Genomic DNA, 19241 nt, shown 5'->3' on the forward strand with positions numbered 1-19241 from the left:
GTTTTTTTCTCATCCTAAAAATACGTTAATTACAAATGGCTCATCTTGAACAAAAATTATGACAATAGTTCAATTTATTGTTAGATTTGGTTCTGACTAATCACCTCATACATGGCAAAACTATTCCTCTCTTTCATTACAACTTTTGCTTTTTTCATATCCGCAACAGCACAATTAAAGTCCCCTTCGGAGTTTTTGGGGTATGAATTGGGCACCCAATTTACGCGCCACCATGAAGTGGTCGATTACTACGAGTATTTGGCCAAAGAGGCCCCAGATAGGGTAAAATTGACCGTCTATGGAAAGACCAATGAACGTAGGCCCCTGCTTTTGGCCTATGTGTCCTCTGCTGAAAACATTTCCAATTTAGAAAGTATCCGTCAAGAGCATTTAAAAGATACGGAAGCGGGTGGAGATACCTCCAAGGCCATTGTTTGGTTGAGTTACAACGTACACGGAAATGAAAGTGTGAGCACCGAGGCTTCCATGAAGACCATATATGAGCTTTTGACTTCCAAAAGCCAATATCTGGAAAATACAGTGGTCATCATGGATCCATGTATCAATCCTGATGGCCGAGATAGATACAGCAATTGGTACAATCAATATAAGAACACACCGTATCAAGTAGATTACAATAGCAAGGAACACCATGAAGGTTGGTGGAACGGGCGAAGCAATCACTATATGTTCGACCTTAACCGTGATTGGGCATGGTTGACCCAGGTTGAGAGCCAACAACGTCTAAAAGTCTATAACGAATGGCTGCCACACGTGCATGTGGATTTTCATGAGCAAGGCATGAACAACCCCTATTATTTTGCACCTGCAGCAGAACCTTATCACGAAGTGATAACCGATTTTCAACGTGATTTCCAGGTTACCCTGGGAAAGAACCATGCCAAATATTTTGATGCCAACGGCTGGTTTTACTTCACAAAAGAGGTTTTTGACCTATTTTATCCAAGCTACGGCGACACCTATCCCACATACAATGGAGCTATTGGAATGACCTATGAACAAGGTGGCAGTGGACAGGGTGGATTGGGCGTTATTACAGCTATTGGAGATACATTGACCTTAAAAGACAGAATTGAGCATCACTTCACCACAGGAATGTCCACCGTTGAGGTTTCTTCACAAAATGCCGAGCGGTTGAATACAGAGTTCAAAAAATTCTATGACAACCAGAATTTTAAATACAAAAGCTATGTGTTGAATGGGGACAAAGACAAAATTGACGCCCTAAAATCGCTCTTGGACAAACATAAAATAAACTATGGCAGTCCTTCCAATGGAACTGTAAAAGGTTTTGACTACACTACGGGAGGTAGCGGCAGCATGACCACGACCAACAACAGTTTAGTGGTTTCCACCAATCAGACCAAGGGGACTTTGGTAAAGGTATTGTTTGAGCCCAATGCCAAATTGAGTGATTCCCTCACCTATGATATTACGGCTTGGTCGCTTCCTTATGCTTATGGGTTGGATGCGATTGCATCTACATCCTTGGTTTCTGCCAATGGAGCAGCAGAACAGATATCCAGCAGTGATATCTCCCCAGATAGTTATGCCTATATCACAGACTGGAACAGCTTAAAGGATGCAAAATTTCTTGCGGATTTGCTCAAGGCGGGAATCCGTGTTCGTAAAGCAGACCATCCTTTTTCCATTGAAGGGCAATCGTTTGAAAGAGGCTCCTTGATCATAACCAAAGGTGACAACCAGCATAAAAATGATTTTGTGGAAGTTCTTACGACCGCTTCCCAGAAATATGATAAGGATATCACAAGTTCAATGACAGGTTTTGTGGATTCTGGAAAGGACTTTGGTTCATCCTCCATTAAAATGATTACCGAGCCTAAGATTGCAGTGCTTTCAGGTGGTCCCACCTCTACCCTTCGTTTTGGAGAAATATGGCACTTTTTTGAACAACAATTGTACTACCCCCTAACCGTAATCGATGATGAATATGCAGACCAAGTAGATTTGGACGAATACAATATCTTAATTCTCCCCGGAGGACGGTATGGAAATCACTTTAATGAAAAACAACTCCAGAAATTACAGCAATGGGTCCGAAAAGGGGGCAAAATAATTGCTATGGGCGGTGCCATTGAAGCCTTGGAAGGTGAGAACGGTTTTGGAATAGCGAAAAAGAAAATGGAAAATGATTCAGCCGCCAACATACCAAGCCCCCACAAAAATTCGGAGCGGGAACGAATCAAGGATGCCATAACCGGTGCTATTTTTAAGACCAAGGTAGACAACACCCATCCGTTGGCATACGGGTATGGTAAGGATTATTTCACTTTAAAATTGGGTAATGCCAGTTACAGTTACATGAATAGCGGTAATGCCGTGTATTTGGAGGAAAACACCAAGCCATTTTCTGGATTTGCTGGAAGTGAAGCCCAGAAAAAAGTGAAGGAATCCCTTGTTTTTGGTGTAGAGAATTTTGGAGCAGGTCAGGTGGTTTATATGGTGGACAACCCACTTTTCCGTGGTTTTTGGGAAAACGGAAAACTGTTTTTTGCCAATGCACTCTTTATGGTGGATTAGTGTTCTTTTTAATTGATTTTAAACCCATTACCGGTTAAATTTTAAGAAAATTGAAGCAATTTTGATGTCTTAATTTTTGTATCTTTAATAGATTCAACAGGTATAAGTTTTTAGGATATGCGCGCTAGAACCCATTTTTTTCAGAAAATAACATCCCTTGTTTTGTTGGTGGCTGGGATAATTTTTTGCCCAACCCATTCCTGGGCCTTCCAAGAAGAAGAGGACACCAATGACTTTAATCAATATAGAGGTGAGGTCGTCGACGAATCGAGCAATAAGCCACTTGTTTTTGCCACAATTTCTGTGGAGGGCACCAATATCAGTACCATCACCAACACCGAAGGGGATTTCTTGTTGAAAGTTCCTAAAGATATTGACATTGCTACCGGTAACGTTATCGTTTCCTTCTTGGGCTATAAAAGCAAGACCATTCCATTGCTTCAGTTTCAGCCAGAGGGCAATACCATTGCACTTTTAGTATCAGTTACGCAACTTTCGGAAATCAATATCAATGCCCCTAAGGATGCCAAGGCTTTGGTAAAGGAAACTTTTGCCAAAAAAGGCGAGAACTATTTTAATGACCTAACATTGATGACCGCCTTTTATCGGGAAACCATAAAAAAACGAAGAAGAAACGTGTCCCTTTCCGAAGCTGTGGTCAGCGTTTACAAAACCCCCTATAATTCCACGCGTAATGATGCATTGGAATTGTATAAAGCACGAAAAAGTACCGATTACAGCAAGTTGGACACCGTTGCCTTAAAACTACAAGGCGGACCATTCAATACATTGTATGTGGATATCATGAAGTATCCCGAATACATTTTTGCAGAAGGCTCCATAGATGACTACACGTTTTCTTTTGACCGCTCCACACGAATCAACGACCGGCTCATATACGTAATCAAGTTCAATCAATTGGAAACCATAATGGACCCCTTATATGGTGGTGAACTTTTTATTGATGTAGAAAACAAAACGTTGACCAGTGCCATCTACAATCTCAATATCACCGATAAGGACGCCGCGGCTCGTCTTTTTGTCCGAAGAAAACCCATTGGAGTGGATGTTTGGCCCACCGAAGTGGCCTATCGTGTGGATTACCGCGAAAAGGGTGGTAAGTGGTACTATGGGTATAGCAGTGTAATGATGGAATTTAAAGTGGACTGGGCTGATAAATTATTCAACTCGGTCTACAGTATGACCGCTGAAATGGCTATAACCGATTGGGAAAAGAACGAAACAGGTCAACTTCCCAGAAATAGGGAGCGGGTTAAAAAATCCATTATCCTAAGTGATGAAGCTGTTGGTTTTTCCGACCCAGATTTTTGGGGCGAGTATAACATTATAGAACCCGAAAAGTCAATCGAGTCCGCTATCCGCAAAATTCAACGACAATTGCGACGCTCTCAGCGTAATAGCAAATAATTCTAAGCAGGATAGTTCATATTTTTTTTGCATTTTTACCAAGGGATTTAGCTTTGGGTTTAATCATGCAACCTCTACTTCATGTCTAAAAGAAGAAACTTTTTAAAATCAGTCGCTGCTTTAGGGACTACAACGCTATTGCACCAAACTGGTTGGAGTAGTTCTCCATTATCTCAAGTGGCATCTCGTATTAAGCCTCCAAAACTGAAAAAAGGAGCTACAATCGGCTTAGTTGCCCCAGGATACTCCATTGATCAAGAGAAACTTTACCTCGTAGTAGAAACCTTGCAAAAAATGGGGTTTAAGACCCATCATACAGATCGTATTCTAGATAACCGTGGGTATTTCAGCAATACGGATGAAGAACGAGCCAAGGATGTAATGGAGATGTTTTCCAATCCCCAAGTTAATGCCATCCTATGTGTTAGAGGTGGATATGGTTGCACCAGACTATTACCTCTTTTGGATTATGAACTTATTCAACAAAACCCTAAACCGCTCATTGGTTTCAGTGACGTTACGGCACTTATCAACACCATTTACCAAAAAACGGGATTAGTGGGTTTTCACGGTCCAGTTGGAATCACAATTGATAACGAGTACAGTCAAGCTTATTTTAAGCGTATACTTATGGAAGGGCCGGAAATCCTACCCATGAAAAATGTTATTTTAACGGACCCTGAAGATTATATGGACAGCGAATATCACAGGTACACCATAACCTATGGTGAGGGCCAGGGAGAACTTGTGGGCGGCAACCTGTCCTTGGTAACCGCCATGATGGGCACACCTTATGAAATTGATTTTACGGATAAACTGGTTTTTTTGGAAGAAGTGGAAGAACCTCCGTACCGTATTGACCGTATGCTCACACAATTTTCAGAAAGTGCTACGCTCCCTAATGCCAAAGGAATAATATTAGGAGTATTCAAGGGCTGTGACCGACTAAAAATGAGTGACAACTTTACCCTTAAAGAAGTCATTACCGATAGATTGGCACCTTTGGGAATTCCAGCGATGTACGGTATGAGTTTTGGTCATGTGCCCAATAACCTAACCCTTCCCATTGGCATAAATGCCCATTTTAATGCCACAAAAAAACAACTCCGCCTTTTGGAAGCCGCTGTTATGTGAAGATGCAAAGGGCTTTTTTTTATTAAGAAACTACGCTCTTTTATACTTCTATTTACTTGCAAAAATTTGGTTTACCGATTACTAATATTTCTATCTTTGGCGGCTAAACATAAATTTTATTTAACTATGAAAAAACTAGTTTTAGTAGTCGTTGCAGTGTTTGGAATTGTTCTATCCTCCCATGCACAAGAAGCAAGATTTGGAGCAACTGCGGGATATTTGAATGCCCGGGGTAGTGTTAAGGCTGAAGATATTACTATATCCGCATCAGAATCTGGATTCTATATTGGTGCAGTAGCTGATTTTAACGTCGCTGAAAACTTCAATATTCAACCTGAGCTTTTATTTGCGGTTGTAGATGAATCAAATGGATTGATACTTCCTATTCTTGGTAAATTTGCCATTTCAGAGAAATTTAATCTTCAATTTGGGCCACAACTTGTGTTTTCCCTTGAAGATACTCCAGAGGATTTTAGCAGTGTGGAGTTTGATGTAGCTGGAGGTATTGGCTATGACATTGATGAGGATTTCTTTATTGAAGCACGGTACACATTTCAAATAAACAACTCGTATACGGGCAGTGAGGATATCAAAGTTAGGGGCAACTATTTATCCGTAGGAGTCGGTTATAAGTTTTTATAATTTTTAGTTACTTCAAAATATAAGGGCCGTGAAATCACGGCCCTTTTTTATTTTAAAATGATTCTTAAAAATCGTTCAAAAGCTGTTTTGATACAGTTTGAAGATAGACCTTTTCTAAATCCAATATCCTTCAGAGCCAACAAAATCCATGCAACTGATTAGGCTTCAAATAAATAATCCAGATTTTTGCAGGAGATTTCACCCCTTTTTAAAAAAAAATACGATATTGGCATAGTCGTTTTCAAACACGCTGATTGTAATGGCACAGCGTAAAAACGATAATCTACCTCGCCCAAAGTCCATTTTCAGTCTTATAACTTAATCTACAAAAATGAAAAACGTACTTCCTAGGTTCCAAAGACCTATTAAGAGTAAGGACAGTCCTCGTATGGACGTTTCTTACTGGAGCAAAGCAATGGATGCTTATGATGTCAAAGATTACAGAAAGGCATTGATTGAGACCTTAAACTACATCAATTCCAACGTATTAAAGGGTAAATCCATTGATGATGACATTCAAATCGTGCAAGGGCAAGGTTCAGCAGAAATCCAAATGTCCATTACCAAGGACACTTTTTCCATAAAGGCACCTTTTGTGAAAGTCACGGAAAAAACCAACAAAGTCGCCTTGTTTCGAAGGGCTTCAGAAATCAACTTTAATCCGTTGACCTTAACCCAAATCCAACTTAAGGAAAATGCGCTGTGGTTTGAGTACGAAACCCCAATATCGCTTTGTCAGCCCTTTAAAATATATGACATCCTCAGGGAAATAAGTGTGTATTCCGATGATTATGACGACGAGTTCATTGACAAGTACAACGCCGAATTCTATCAACAACCAAGAGTTACAGAATTAACAACTGATGAAAAGGAAAAAGTGTGGCAGCAAATCACAGGGGTCCTAGAAGATTATAGAAATTACAGCACCTACTTCAAGGAAAAAAGATGGAATGATTTTCAATGGGACATTATTGTGATTTCCATCCTAAAAATTGTAAACATCCCATGTGTGCATGGAACACTCAGAACCAAATTGGAGGAATACGTAAACAATCTCTTCAATGGTAAGATTGATTTTAATTACCGGATAGACAAAGGCGTAAACTTTATGCAAAAACTACTTGAAAAACCCAAGGAAGAGTTTTTGCAGGATGTCTACCATGCCGAAGCATTGATTTCCCTAAAATGGCGCAGTTCCACCGAAATACTACAGAACCATGCCAAGAGCATGGAAAAATATGTGAATGGGTACATAAAAGATAATAACAACATGATGCTCTGCTACTATTTGCAATATTCCTTTTTGAAAATGATTTATGATTACAATTTGGAAGAACATCACCAAGATGCCATTTACACCGTTCTTGAAACAGTTTCGGGCAAAGAGCTGCATGAGGCCAGACCCGTACTGCTGAACACATTTTATGGTTTTTTAGACGGAAAAACAGGTGGTTTTGTCAATGCAACTGGCAAAAAAAGCCTCCTCTCAAAATTATTCAGTTAACAAGTAAAAGATAGTAAAGTGGAAAATATAAGAAAATCAGTTTTTAAAATAATAACGGCATCCGGAACTGGAAGTGGCTTTACGGTGGGTGGCCATAATCATGTCATTACCAACTACCACGTGATAAAAGGAGCAAAAGTAGTGGCCGTTGAAGACTACAAAAGAGATAGACATGTTGCCAATGTGGTCATGGTAAACCCAGAAGTGGATCTTGCTTTTTTGCATATTGATGGATTTGAAAACACCATGACCGACATTTCCTTGCAGGAGGAAATTGTTATTGCCAACACCCAAAGAATTTTCATCAATGGCTATCCTTTTGGCATGCCCTATACCATAACCGAAGGGATTGTCTCCTCCACAAGTCAGCCTATGGGTAACAGAAACTATATACAAACCGATGCGGCAGTGAATCCAGGTAACTCTGGTGGGCCCATGTTGAACGAGGCCGGAGTTCTTATTGGTGTGACCACCTCAAAATTCAATAATGCGGACAATGTTGGGTTTGGAATTAAACATCTGGATTTGATAAAGGAATTGAACGACTTCGCCTTTCTCCAAAAGACCGAATCCTACCATGTAAAATGTAATTCATGTGACACATACACCGATAAAGAATCAGAGTTTTGTGCCAATTGTGGAAACCATATGGATATTTCTATCTGGGAAGAATTTGAAAAAAGCCATTTTGCCCAATTTGTTGAAAATGCCCTTACAGATTTAGGAATAAACCCGGTTTTAGGAAGAGCTGGAAGGGATTTTTGGGAGTTTCACCAAGGAAGTGCTCTAATTAGAATCTTTGTTTTTAAACGGGATTATTTAATTGCAACTTCTCCCATGAACAATTTACCCAAACAAAACATTCAAGAAGTATTGGCCCACCTGCTTGAAAAAAATGTGGAACCCTACTATTTAGGGGTTTATGATAACAAAATCTACCTTTCTTATCGGGCTCATCTGTCGGATATATTTACCGATCACGCGGAAACCATCAAGGACAATTTGAAGAATCTAGCGCTAAAAGCAGACGATTTGGACAATTTCTTTGCCGATACATATGGTTGCGAAATGTCAATAGAATCCAAGGAAGCCTAATAGTTTTTGAAAAAGTGATAAAGGGCTAGCGAACCAATGTTCGCTGGCCCTTACTTTTTATACAACCATTATTTCTCAAACTCCTGTAACGTCTTGATAATTATAGAAACACAATCTAGCAATTGCTCACGGTTCATGACCAAAGGTGGTGCAAAACGGATTATGTTGCCATGGGTAGGTTTCGCCAAAAGTCCATTTTCCTTCAATGCCATACAAATGTCCCACGCTGTGGAACTGTCTTCCGAATCGTTTATAACAATGGCATTGAGCAATCCTTTGCCACGCACCTTTACAACCAAATCACAAGTTGGAATGAACTTGTTCAACTCATCCCTAAAAACCTTACCCAATTCATCTGCATTCTGGGCGAGCTCTTCCTCTTTGATAACTTCTAGGGCAGCCATACCCACAGCAGCTGCCACAGGATTACCTCCAAAAGTACTTCCATGACTACCAGGAGTTATAACTTGCATAATACTGTCATTGGCCAATACCGCCGATACAGGGTAAGCACCACCCGAAAGGGCCTTGCCCAATATTAAAATATCTGGTTTAACCTCTGGTGTGCCACTGCAATTTTTATCTGCACAGCTACAATTGCCACAGGTAGCCAACAATCTACCAGTTCTGGCAATACCTGTTTGGACTTCATCCGCAATAAAAAGCACATTGTACTTCTCGCAGAGTGCCTTGGCTTCTTTTAAATACCCTTCTGAGGGCACATAGACCCCGGCTTCTCCCTGAATGGGTTCGACCAAGAATCCGGCAGCATAAGGATTGCTCTCCAAAGCTTTTTCCAAAGCCACCAAATTATCGTATTCTATTTTAATGAACCCCTGGGTGTACGGACCATAATCTTCTCTGGCCACAGGGTCATTTGAAAAAGAAATGATTGTTGTGGTGCGTCCATGAAAATTATTTTCGCAAACAATGATCTGCGCTTGATTCTCTGGGATTCCTTTCTTTTGATACGCCCATCTTCTACAAATTTTCAATGCAGTTTCAACCGCTTCTGCACCCGTATTCATGGGTAAAAGCTTATCGAACCCAAAAGTGGAGGTGGCGTATTCCTCAAATCTACCTAGCATGTCATTATAAAATGCCCGCGAGGTCAAGGTCAAGGTTTTCGCCTGTTCCATCATGGCCTCCACAATTTTTGGGTGACAATGTCCTTGGTTTACCGCGGAATAGGCCGATAAAAAATCATAATACCTATTCCCTTCTACATCCCAAACATAGACACCTTCTCCCCGGCTCAATACTACAGGAAGTGGGTGATAGTTGTGGGCTCCATACTTGTTTTCCAAATCAATCGCTTGCTGCGATGTTAAATGCTCTAAAATAGCCATTTTAAATAGTTTTAAATCAATAAAATAACCATTCCTACAATACCTTTATTCTTTCGAAGTCTCGAAAAAGCAGCGTGGGAGAGAAATCATCCCTAGAAGTGCCTGCAAATTACAAATTATTGCTTAAATCCATGTGTTACAGATGTGTATTCCGAAAATTTAATCCCAATAAAGTTTAGGGTCAATTTAAGAAGCTGCACAATGCCAAATACCAAAAAGAACTTACTTTTGCCCCATGCGGAAAAAGAACAGGAGACAGACATTTGAACAAGTAGAGGTCATTGATGCCGGAGCAAAGGGCAAGTCAGTGGGGAAAGCCCCGGATGGACGGGTAATTTTCCTATCCAATGCCGTACCTGGTGATGTGGTGGATGTTATGACCACCAAAAAGCGAAAAGCGTATTTTGAAGGTGTTGCGACCCATTACCACACCCTGTCCCCAAAAAGAACTGCCCCTGTTTGCGAGCATTTTGGGGTTTGCGGTGGATGCAAATGGCAGAATATGGCTTATGAGCATCAACTGTCTTTTAAACAGCGTGAGGTAGAGAACAACCTTAAGCGTATTGGACATTTGGAATTGCCGGAGACAACCCCCATTTTAGGTTCCAAAAAGCAATATTTCTATAGAAATAAAATGGAGTTTTCCTTTTCCAACAGTCGATGGCTTACCCAAAAGGAAATCAACTCTGAAAAAGATATTGAAGATAGGAACGCATTAGGTTTTCATATTCCGGGCATGTGGGACAAGATTTTGGATATTAAAAAATGTCATTTGCAACAAGACCCATCCAATGCCATTCGGTTGGAAACAAAAAACTTTGCCCAAAAAAATGGACTTTCATTTTTTGACCCCAGAAAGCAAGCAGGTCTTTTGCGCACGTTGATGATCCGAACAGCTTCAACCGGGGAGATTATGGTTTTGGTCCAATTCTACGAGGATAATTTAGAGCATCGTGAGCTTCTTTTAAACCATCTTCAAACAAAATTCCCTGAAATCACCGCGTTGCTATATGTCATCAACTCCAAGCAAAACGATACCATTTACGACCAAGAGGTCATCTGCTTTTCGGGGCGTGACCATATTTTTGAGGAAATGGAAGGGCTACAGTTCAAAATCAATGCAAAATCGTTTTACCAGACCAATTCGGAACAAGCATACGAGCTGTATAAAGTGACCCGCGATTTTGCCAATCTCTCTGGAAATGAAGTAGTTTACGACCTTTACACAGGAACAGGAACCATTGCCCAATTTGTAGCTAAAAAGGCCAAAAAAGTTATTGGTGTGGAATCTGTGCCAGAAGCAATTGAAGACGCCATCGCCAATGCCGTGCACAATACTATTGAGAATGTTGAATTTTTTGTGGGTGATATGAAAAATGTGTTCAACCAATCCTTTATTGGTCTACACGGCAAACCTGATGTCATTATTACAGACCCGCCAAGGGATGGGATGCACAAAGATGTGGTGGAGCAATTGTTACAAGTTGCCCCGGTAAAAATTGTCTATGTAAGTTGCAATAGTGCTACACAAGCCAGGGACCTTGCCCTTATGAAAGACTTGTACAAGGTCACCAAAGTTCAGCCCGTGGATATGTTCCCGCAAACCCACCACGTTGAAAATGTTGTACTTTTGGAAAAACGGGTATAATTTTTGACTTTAAACCTGCTAAACCGGAATGAAAAAAATTCTCCCCATCTTACTTATCGCTTGCTTCCTTATCTATTTTTCCTCCTGTGAAAAAGACGACATCTGTGTGGAAGGCGACACGCCACTTTTGGTAGTTGGTTTCTTTGATATTGAGGATACCACTCTTGCCAAAGAAGTACCTTCCCTTCGCATTAGGGCCATTGACAACAACACCGTTTTGGACAACGACTCCTTTAATGATAGGGCCAACTCACCCGATTCCTTATCAATTCCCCTGCGGATTACCGCCACAAACACGTCTTATGTGTTCATTATGGATTCTGCGGACGATGCGGAAACAGAATTGGAAACTGGTAATCTGGACACACTGAGCATTGCGTATACCAACGGTGAAGCTTTTATTTCTAGGGCTTGTGGTTTTGTTGCCAATTTCAATGATTTGTCCGTAACACTCACAGAGGGCGCCGATAACTGGATTCAAGATATTCAAGTGGTCCAACAAACTGTAGAAAACTCCAATGCTATCCATGTCAAAATATTTCATTAGTCTTTTTTTACTCTTTCTGTTGCCTTTACTCACAAGGGCACAAAGTGAGCCCATAGACCTTCAGGCCAAGGATACCGTGGAATATAAAGATGAGTATGGGCTGCGGGTCGGGGCCGACCTGAGCCGGTTAACTTTTTCATTTATCGATGAAGATTATACCGGACTTGAACTTGTCGGCGATTACCGACTCACCCGAAAACTGTATCTGGCCGCTGAAATTGGAAATGAAAAAAAGCTGCAGGATGAAAGCCTAGGCAATACCTTGTTGTATCGCTATGAAACATCGGGTAGTTATATCAAGGTTGGAGCGGAAGTCAATACCTATGAAAATTGGTTCGGCATGAACAATGCCATTACCATTGGTGGACGTTATGCAGTTGCCAGTTTCAGCCAAACGCTTCAGGACTACAATATTTATGAAAGTAATCAATTCTTTAATCCTGATTTTGTCCCCGGCAATAACCCCAATGTGGAATACAGTGGACTAAGTGCGTCATGGCTGGAGTTTGTTATGGGCGTTAAAGCGGAATTGTTTGCCAATATTTATATAGGCATGAGCGCCCGTCTGGGGTTTTTGGTTACCAACAAAGAAGATGAAAATTTTCCCAATCTTTGGATTCCCGGGTTTAACAAGGTTACGGGAGGAAGTAATTTTGGGGTGGGCTACAACTATACCCTCACCTACTTTATTCCATTGTATAAGAAATCAAAAAAGACCAAGGAGACCAATCAAGAGCCCTAATGAAGAATATCCACATCAACTATGTTGAATTCAAAGCGAAGGACCTACAGAAAGTAAAAGCATTCTATTCTGGGGTGTTCGGCTGGACCTTTACAGACTACGGCCCAGATTACACCGCTTTTTCGAAAAGCGGACTTGAGGGTGGCTTTGAAAAAACGGAAAATGATATTGCCAATGGAGCACTTATTGTACTGTATCATCAGGATTTGGAAGCTATCCAACAAAAGGTAGAACAAGCAGGCGGAACAATTGCCAAAAACATTTTTTCCTTTCCGGGCGGACGTCGGTTCCATTTTAAAGACCCGTCCGGTAATGAACTGGCCATTTGGTCCGACAAGTAATTGTTTGATAAATAAAAAGCCTGCTTCCGCAGGCTTTTTTCGTCAGTAATTAATTTGAGTTAGTTAAGTAATCTTAAATTCTTGAGTTAGTTAGTTTGAATCTTAAAGGCTCCAAAAATAAACATTTTGGTAAACTTAAGTAAATTTTAATTTAACATGGAGCACTTTTTTCGTGTAAATACCATCAATTTGCGTTGAACTTTGCCTTTTTGCTGCCCTCGTACATCTCATAATGAACCAATCTAGCCTCCAATTTCCCATTAAAAACTTTAATTTTTCTAGACGTCTTAAGTCCAACACACTTTAAAGCTTCTAAATTGGAGGTAATCAACCAAGCATCCGTTCCTGGATAATTCTGTTTTAACGTATCCCCTATTTTAGTGTAAAACTCTTCCATCTCAATAGGTAGGCGCTCTCCGTATGGTGGATTGAACACCATATGTAGTTTTCCTTCCACGGGCTTTTCAGTTTTGAAAAAATCCTTGCGTTCTATGGTCATGTATTCTGAAAGATTCGCATTATCAACATTTTCCTGCGATTTTCTGACCGCCGAAGGGGCTTTGTCATACCCAATGATCTTGTGAAGAAACTCCCTTGTTTTGTTCAAACTGGCATCGACTATTTTTTGGTGCAATTCGGGTTCATAATCCCTCCAATTCATAAAAGCATAGGATTCCCTATTAATGTTTGCTGGAATATTACAAGCTATCATACCCGCTTCTATCAAAAATGTTCCACTACCGCACATGGGGTCCAAGAAATCGGTTTGACCATCCCAACCACTTTTCAAAAGCAAACCAGCAGCCAGCACTTCATTTATGGGAGCAATGTTGGTCAAAATCCGATAGCCTCTTTGGTGAAGGGAGGCACCGGAACTATCCAGTGAAACCGTACATTGATTTTTAAAGATGTGGATATTGATGCGTACATCAGCATCCTGCCCATTTACATTGGGACGTTGCCGAACCACAGCTCTGAACTTGTCCACGATAGCATCTTTTGCCTTCAGTGACACAAACATGGAATTATTGAAATTGTCCGAGTTCACCGTGGAGTCAATGGCAAAAGTTTTTTCTTGATGAAAAATGCTGGGCCAATCCACTTCATAGACATTTTTATACAGGTCCTTTTCATTGTGGACCTTAAATGTGGCAATGGGTTTTAGCACTTTTAGGGCAGTACGTAAGCAAAGATTGGCCTTGTAAAGAAATCCTGTATCCCCTTCAAAAGTTACATTTCGTACACCCTCCTCCACGTGACCAGCTCCCAAATTCCGTAATTCTTGCGCCAGAATTGGTTCAAATCCAAACAAGGTTTTGGCCAACATCTTAAAATTTCCTGCCATCTTTTCTTAAAGTCTTTCCACAAAAATAGGCTATTTTTAACCCTTCAACCCAGCCTATGGATTTTCCTTTTTTAATTGTATTCCTAATCCCGATTATTGCTGTTTGGGGCAGCTTTACCTTTGTGTGGGTGGTAAAACCCAAAAATACTGGTAACATAAAACTGTTATTGGCGTTTAGTGGTGCATTTTTATTGGCCCTTACTTTTTTTGAGCTCCTTCCCGAGGTTTACGAGGAACATGACCCAAAAACCATAGCCTTGTTCATTTTGGGTGGAATCTTACTTCAAGTATTCTTGGAATTCTTTTCTAAAGGTGCCGAACATGGGCACATGCATTTTAATTTGGAGGAAAATAAATTTCCGCTGTTGCTATTTTTGAGTCTGTGCATTCACGCTTTTGTAGAAGGGGTTCCCATACACGGCAATGAGCCCATTTTATATGGTATCATCATTCATAAAATCCCTGTGGCCATCATCTTGAGCATTTTCCTGATCAATTCCAAGATAGAACTTGTTTGGGCCCTGCTTTTTGTTACGATGTTCTCATTAATGACCCCAATCGGTACATATATGGCCGCACAATCGGAATGGGTGGGGCATTACGGCCAGTATTTAACCGCATTGGCCATTGGCGTGTTTTTGCACATATCCACCGTTATACTTTTTGAAAGTTCACAGGGGCATGCTTTTAATTTAAGAAAATTGCTGGTGATCATTCTTGGGATTGGGATTGCCTACTTGATATAGATCTATTTGGTTTTATAAAAATTTAAACTTTGGTACCACACCTTTAGTCGAATTTTCTGTCAATTTCTAGGTTTTTGGTCCTATATTGACCAACAAGTAAAATCCGTACCCCTATAATATACCAATGAAACAATTCTTTTCGACCTCAATCTTACTGACACTTATTACCATGCTATTTTCTTGTTCTTCAGATTCCTAGGACCCCACTCCAGAGCCAGATGTGGTTGCGCCAACGGTGGATTTTTCCATTGCTGGAAGTTCAGGGTCTGGAAACTCAGAACCCATAGTGGTTAGCAATCAGATTCAAATCAACATCAACGCGCAGGATGCAGAGGGTATTGCCAAGGTCGAGGCTTTTATTGACAATGAAAAAGTGGGTGAGGATACCACCGCACCTTATCAGATTACGATTGATGTTTCTGGATACGCTTCAAAGGGAGTCACTTCCAAACTTACTGATTATGTATTAAGAATTGATGCCACGGATACATCGGGCAATACTTCTTCAACAGATCAGCTGATCAATATTGTTAACGAAACCCCTTTGATCACTATCAATTTCCCAGGTCAAAACATTAATCCAGAGCTAATTGAATTCTACATATTTGCATCCACAATGGATGGCGAGTTACTAAGTATAGCAAAAGTGGAACCTACTGACACCAGTATTACCCTAAGTACTACAGCTGAAATTTCGGATGAGGAGGAGTATATGTTAACCTTTGCCGAAAAATTTGCAGCTTTTTATGGTGAAACCAACGAACTGGCAACCATACAGAACATTAAACGCTCCTCTTTGCAGGAAATAAACCTTAAAACAAATCCTCGTTTCCCCTCCAATTTTTTTGATCGTGCTTTTCCTGAAGAGTTTCCCATTGAAGGATTTTGGGATGAAAACACTACAGACTTTATAGCATTGGAGGCTAACGGATTTGATTATTCCTCGGGAGGTAACGCCTGTAGTTGCTCTCCTACCACTCCTGAAAATAGCATCATCATTTCAAGGTATGATGACTACGGTAACCTTTATGTAAACCAAAATGTTTATTTGCAGGTGAAAAACACGGACCAACTTATTACATCCTACGCTCTTTTGAACAAGGATGTATTAGTGGATAACTTTAGCATCACTCCAGATCTATTCTCAGATGAGGGTATTACTTTAGAAAATTTGGAATATCCCAATATTGATTTAGCCTTATCAAATCATCCGATCCTCAGTATTTATCTTTATGAAAATGAAAGCGATTATTCCAATAATATCTTCCATATAAACAATCCTCTTGCCAATACCGAAGCCAGTGGAGCAAAAATCAACTATTGGCTTAATAACAATTTTTACGCTTATAGGACCGAGTTACAATATTTAAAATATAGAATTGAACACACAGGAAAGCCTAACCAATCATACAATGGCCGGGATTGGTCTGTATCACACACTTTTGAGAATGGCACTTTTATGGTTGATAAAAATACGGCAAACGAAGACTTTGTAGGTAGAATAGCCTTATCTGACTTTTTCTCAAGAAGATCTGGGGGACAAGCAACCGTTTTGAATGGTAGAGATGGCACCTACCGATGGAATATCGTTTTCGATAGCCAAAATAATTCAGCCATAAAATTACCCGTAATCCCAGTAGAGCTTGAAGAATGGGTCTTCAACGATACATATAACAACCTGAGTTTTGCAAGCCCCGAAGATTATGATCAACGCCAAGTTGAACTTATTCGATATGTGAATATGGATTCTTTTGAAGAATACCTCCAAAAAATAATAAAGGACAACGAAAAGTGGTATTTAATATCTCCGGTCAAAGAGTCTGTGTATGATAACCCTAGCTTTTGGAATCAGAATTATGTGTATCCAAATCACTTTTTAATTAATTGAGGAAATAGACCATGGCCGTTCCTCCACCAATTAAAACTAAGGTATCTCTTTGACGAATTTTCTGTCAATTATTAAAGTTTTGATGATATCTTGAACCCAACCAATTGAATTTATTAAACTTGCCAATAATGGAATCTGTTTTCAAGAATGGGTTTTACAGATAGTATTATAAACACGAAACAAATTCTTGCCAGATTGATATTAGACTACCATATATACCATAACCCAATGAGTTATAGCCCCACCCAGCACAAAAAAATGCCATATGAGATGGTTAAACGGAATTCTTTTGACAGCATAAAAAACTATACCCAACGTGTAAAAGGCACCGCCCAATGAAAGGTAGAACAAACCTTTGGCAGACATGTTTTGGATTAAATATGGCAAGTCAATCACAATGATCCAGCCCATCACCCCATAAAGAACAAGGGAGAAGACCTCAAATCTACCGGTAAAAAATAATTTCAGAATCGTTCCGAACAAAGCAATTCCCCAAACTAAATAAAATAACAACCACCCTTTGGAGGGTAAGAGCACTGTAAGGCATACCGGCGTATACGTACCAGCAATCAAATAATAGATACTGATATGATCCCAAATGCGTAGTTTCTTTTTCAATTTCGGATTTTGAACGGAATGGTAAACCGTTGAAGCCGAGAACAATAGGACAAGGGAAAAACAATAAATCCAAACACTTCCATACAAATAAGGCGTTTGGCTCAAATCATTGTGAAATAGAAATACAGTGCCTATAATGGCCAATACTATTCCGAAGGCATGCGAATACGCATTCCATTTTTCTTCCAGTAAAACAGGGTCAGATTTAGGTTTCAAGCAAATTATTTATAACGTTTACCGTGTTTCACCACTAAATCCACATCTTGAAGCAGGTCTATATATCGCAACACATCACCCTTCACTGCAATGATATCGGCATACTTTCCGGGAGTTACAGTGCCCACTTCATCAGCAACCCCCATCCAAAGGGCGGGCCAGTAGGTAGCCGAACGTATGGCGTACATCGGGTCAATGCCAAACTCATTCACCCAAACATCAAGCTCGTTCCATGTGGATTGGCTATGAAATTTCATTGGGATTCCACTATCCGTTCCAATCAATAGTACCACACCGGCATCCAATAGTTGCTGTACTTTGGTTTGTAACGTTGGTTTTCGGGAAGGTGTCAATTGAAAATAAGGAAGCCTATCTGGGTGTTTAAAGCTGTTTTTGATGTCAGTAATCACCGTATCCGGCAATCCTAAATGCCATGAATCGTTATCCAATACTTCTTGATTATCTCTTAAATACTCATAATTGTAGAGTCCTTCCACAGTGGGACACCAAAATAGGGGTCCCTTGTTCATTTGGGCGGTGCGCTCTTCAATCATTTTTATGATATCATCTGGATAGCTGGGAGCAGATGACAAACCCGTGTGTTCAAAACAATCGACACCTACTTCCAATCCTCTCCGGATTTCCTCAGGTCGATGCCCATGGGCAACAACCTTTAGATTATGTTTATGGGCTTCATCGACAACTGCACTGAGCTCTTCCATGGTCATTTGGTCATGGTCAATCAATTTAATGACATCCACCCCAGCATTGGCCAATTTCCGAATCTTTATAAGACCATCTTCCACTCCTTTTACTCCCCACCGAAAATCCTCAGTCCCTGGATACGGTTCATGCTGAATAAAAGGCCCTGATATATATAATGTGGCCCCTGGTATTTCTCCAGAATTGATAGCATCGCGTACCGCAATGCTTTCCTCCAAGGGAGCCCCCAAATCTCTAGCACTTGTAACCCCGGCCATTAAAAGCTGATGTGCCGAGGCGGGCATAATAACATCCTTAAACAAAGGAGGATAGGTTTTGTCCCAATAGGCATAATCGGCATGGCCATTGATCATAGTGTGCACGTGCATATCCCAAAGACCGGGTAGCACGCTCATCCCTTCTGTGGATATGATTTCTGCATTTGCCGGGACAGTAAGGGTTTCTACAGTACCCACAGCTTTGATACGCTCTCCTTCTATTAGGATAACGCTATTTTTAATGGGGTCTGAGCCATATCCATCTATCAAAGTTCCCCCTACCAAAGCTTTTAACTGGTTTTCTTGGGAAAATAATATGAATGAAAAGAGTAGGAAACAGGAGGTCAATCGAAGTTTTCGCATGGCTGGTTATGTTTTTGATTAAAGATAATGCATAAAAACAAAAAAAGCCCCTCACTAAAGTGAAGGGCTTTCAAGGAAGGCGGCTACCTACTC

Annotated in this window: 16 protein-coding genes; 12 read left to right on the forward strand and 4 right to left on the reverse strand. The window is 40.4% G+C overall.

Features of this window, described 5'->3' with window-relative positions:
* Positions 1 to 111: 111 nt before the first annotated feature.
* The 6 genes from ACFOWS_RS03450 (at position 112) to ACFOWS_RS03475 (ending at position 8365) form a co-directional block, all read left to right on the forward strand.
* A complete protein-coding gene (locus ACFOWS_RS03450; protein WP_379762582.1) occupies positions 112 to 2562 on the forward strand; it encodes a M14 family metallopeptidase in 2451 nt (816 codons plus the stop codon).
* 117 nt (positions 2563 to 2679) lie between these two features.
* Positions 2680 to 3990, forward strand: coding sequence for a carboxypeptidase-like regulatory domain-containing protein (locus tag ACFOWS_RS03455; protein ID WP_379762583.1), 1311 nt, complete (start codon positions 2680 to 2682; stop codon positions 3988 to 3990).
* 81 nt (positions 3991 to 4071) lie between these two features.
* The gene (locus ACFOWS_RS03460; protein WP_379762585.1) at positions 4072 to 5124 is read left to right on the forward strand and encodes a S66 peptidase family protein; all 1053 of its coding nucleotides are present in this window, start codon (positions 4072 to 4074) and stop codon (positions 5122 to 5124) included.
* A gap of 126 nt (positions 5125 to 5250) precedes the next feature.
* A complete protein-coding gene (locus tag ACFOWS_RS03465; protein WP_366587175.1) occupies positions 5251 to 5766 on the forward strand; it encodes an outer membrane beta-barrel protein in 516 nt (171 codons plus the stop codon).
* A 331-nt stretch (positions 5767 to 6097) separates the two neighbouring features.
* Entirely contained in the window at positions 6098 to 7270 is a 1173-nt protein-coding gene (locus tag ACFOWS_RS03470; RefSeq protein WP_379762586.1) for a hypothetical protein, read from the forward strand.
* A gap of 18 nt (positions 7271 to 7288) precedes the next feature.
* On the forward strand, positions 7289 to 8365 hold the full coding sequence (locus ACFOWS_RS03475) for a trypsin-like peptidase domain-containing protein (protein ID WP_379762587.1): 1077 nt from the start codon (positions 7289 to 7291) through the stop codon (positions 8363 to 8365).
* Positions 8366 to 8433: 68 nt separating this feature from the next.
* Here the strand turns inward: ACFOWS_RS03475 and rocD are convergent, their stop codons facing one another.
* On the reverse strand, positions 8434 to 9714 hold the full coding sequence (gene rocD / locus ACFOWS_RS03480; RefSeq protein WP_379762588.1) for an ornithine--oxo-acid transaminase: 1281 nt from the start codon (positions 9712 to 9714) through the stop codon (positions 8434 to 8436).
* Between the two features lie 235 nt (positions 9715 to 9949).
* Between rocD and rlmD the strand changes: the two genes are divergently transcribed.
* The 4 genes from rlmD to ACFOWS_RS03500 are packed head-to-tail and all read left to right on the forward strand — an operon-like array spanning position 9950 to position 12992.
* Entirely contained in the window at positions 9950 to 11362 is a 1413-nt protein-coding gene (gene rlmD / locus ACFOWS_RS03485; RefSeq protein ID WP_379762589.1) for a 23S rRNA (uracil(1939)-C(5))-methyltransferase RlmD, read from the forward strand.
* Between the two features lie 28 nt (positions 11363 to 11390).
* On the forward strand, positions 11391 to 11909 hold the full coding sequence (locus ACFOWS_RS03490; protein ID WP_379762590.1) for a DUF6452 family protein: 519 nt from the start codon (positions 11391 to 11393) through the stop codon (positions 11907 to 11909).
* Positions 11890 to 12651, forward strand: a complete 762-nt coding sequence (locus tag ACFOWS_RS03495; protein WP_379762591.1) for a DUF6048 family protein — start codon at positions 11890 to 11892, stop codon at positions 12649 to 12651. The genes ACFOWS_RS03490 and ACFOWS_RS03495 overlap by 20 nt, the downstream gene beginning before the upstream one ends.
* Complete coding sequence (locus ACFOWS_RS03500; protein ID WP_379762592.1) at positions 12651 to 12992, forward strand: VOC family protein; 342 nt, start codon at positions 12651 to 12653, stop codon at positions 12990 to 12992. The genes ACFOWS_RS03495 and ACFOWS_RS03500 overlap by 1 nt, the downstream gene beginning before the upstream one ends.
* Before the next feature lie 184 nt (positions 12993 to 13176).
* Here ACFOWS_RS03500 and ACFOWS_RS03505 read toward each other — a convergent pair whose 3' ends face one another.
* Positions 13177 to 14337, reverse strand: a complete 1161-nt coding sequence (locus ACFOWS_RS03505; protein ID WP_379762593.1) for a THUMP domain-containing class I SAM-dependent RNA methyltransferase — start codon at positions 14335 to 14337, stop codon at positions 13177 to 13179.
* 56 nt (positions 14338 to 14393) lie between these two features.
* On the opposite strand from ACFOWS_RS03505, the gene ACFOWS_RS03510 reads away from it, so the two are divergent.
* Entirely contained in the window at positions 14394 to 15083 is a 690-nt protein-coding gene (locus ACFOWS_RS03510) for a ZIP family metal transporter (protein WP_379762594.1), read from the forward strand.
* Positions 15084 to 15303: 220 nt separating this feature from the next.
* On the forward strand, positions 15304 to 16971 hold the full coding sequence (locus ACFOWS_RS03515; RefSeq protein WP_379762595.1) for an Ig-like domain-containing protein: 1668 nt from the start codon (positions 15304 to 15306) through the stop codon (positions 16969 to 16971).
* Between the two features lie 201 nt (positions 16972 to 17172).
* Here ACFOWS_RS03515 and trhA read toward each other — a convergent pair whose 3' ends face one another.
* Together trhA and ACFOWS_RS03525 are read right to left on the reverse strand one after the other, a co-directional pair.
* A complete protein-coding gene (gene trhA / locus ACFOWS_RS03520) occupies positions 17173 to 17805 on the reverse strand; it encodes a PAQR family membrane homeostasis protein TrhA (RefSeq protein ID WP_379762596.1) in 633 nt (210 codons plus the stop codon).
* Between the two features lie 5 nt (positions 17806 to 17810).
* Complete coding sequence (locus ACFOWS_RS03525) at positions 17811 to 19148, reverse strand: amidohydrolase family protein (RefSeq protein ID WP_379762597.1); 1338 nt, start codon at positions 19146 to 19148, stop codon at positions 17811 to 17813.
* Between the last annotated feature and the right edge of the window lie 93 nt (positions 19149 to 19241).

Source organism: Flagellimonas marina (genome assembly GCF_042651185.1).
Classification (GTDB): Bacteria; Bacteroidota; Bacteroidia; order Flavobacteriales; family Flavobacteriaceae; genus Flagellimonas; species Flagellimonas marina.

Excerpts from the sequence above, each read along its gene's own strand:
- ACFOWS_RS03500 (WP_379762592.1), top strand. The coding sequence starts at position 12,651 with ATGAAGAATATCCACATCAACTATGTTGAATTCAAAGCGAAGGACCTA.
- ACFOWS_RS03525 (WP_379762597.1), bottom strand. The coding sequence starts at position 19,148 with ATGCGAAAACTTCGATTGACCTCCTGTTTCCTACTCTTTTCATTCATA.
- ACFOWS_RS03460 (WP_379762585.1), top strand. The coding sequence starts at position 4,072 with ATGTCTAAAAGAAGAAACTTTTTAAAATCAGTCGCTGCTTTAGGGACT.
- ACFOWS_RS03465 (WP_366587175.1), top strand. The coding sequence starts at position 5,251 with ATGAAAAAACTAGTTTTAGTAGTCGTTGCAGTGTTTGGAATTGTTCTA.
- ACFOWS_RS03450 (WP_379762582.1), top strand. The coding sequence starts at position 112 with ATGGCAAAACTATTCCTCTCTTTCATTACAACTTTTGCTTTTTTCATA.
- rlmD (WP_379762589.1), top strand. The coding sequence starts at position 9,950 with ATGCGGAAAAAGAACAGGAGACAGACATTTGAACAAGTAGAGGTCATT.
- ACFOWS_RS03490 (WP_379762590.1), top strand. The coding sequence starts at position 11,391 with ATGAAAAAAATTCTCCCCATCTTACTTATCGCTTGCTTCCTTATCTAT.
- ACFOWS_RS03455 (WP_379762583.1), top strand. The coding sequence starts at position 2,680 with ATGCGCGCTAGAACCCATTTTTTTCAGAAAATAACATCCCTTGTTTTG.
- ACFOWS_RS03495 (WP_379762591.1), top strand. The coding sequence starts at position 11,890 with ATGTCAAAATATTTCATTAGTCTTTTTTTACTCTTTCTGTTGCCTTTA.
- ACFOWS_RS03510 (WP_379762594.1), top strand. The coding sequence starts at position 14,394 with ATGGATTTTCCTTTTTTAATTGTATTCCTAATCCCGATTATTGCTGTT.
- rocD (WP_379762588.1), bottom strand. The coding sequence starts at position 9,714 with ATGGCTATTTTAGAGCATTTAACATCGCAGCAAGCGATTGATTTGGAA.
- ACFOWS_RS03505 (WP_379762593.1), bottom strand. The coding sequence starts at position 14,337 with ATGGCAGGAAATTTTAAGATGTTGGCCAAAACCTTGTTTGGATTTGAA.
- ACFOWS_RS03470 (WP_379762586.1), top strand. The coding sequence starts at position 6,098 with ATGAAAAACGTACTTCCTAGGTTCCAAAGACCTATTAAGAGTAAGGAC.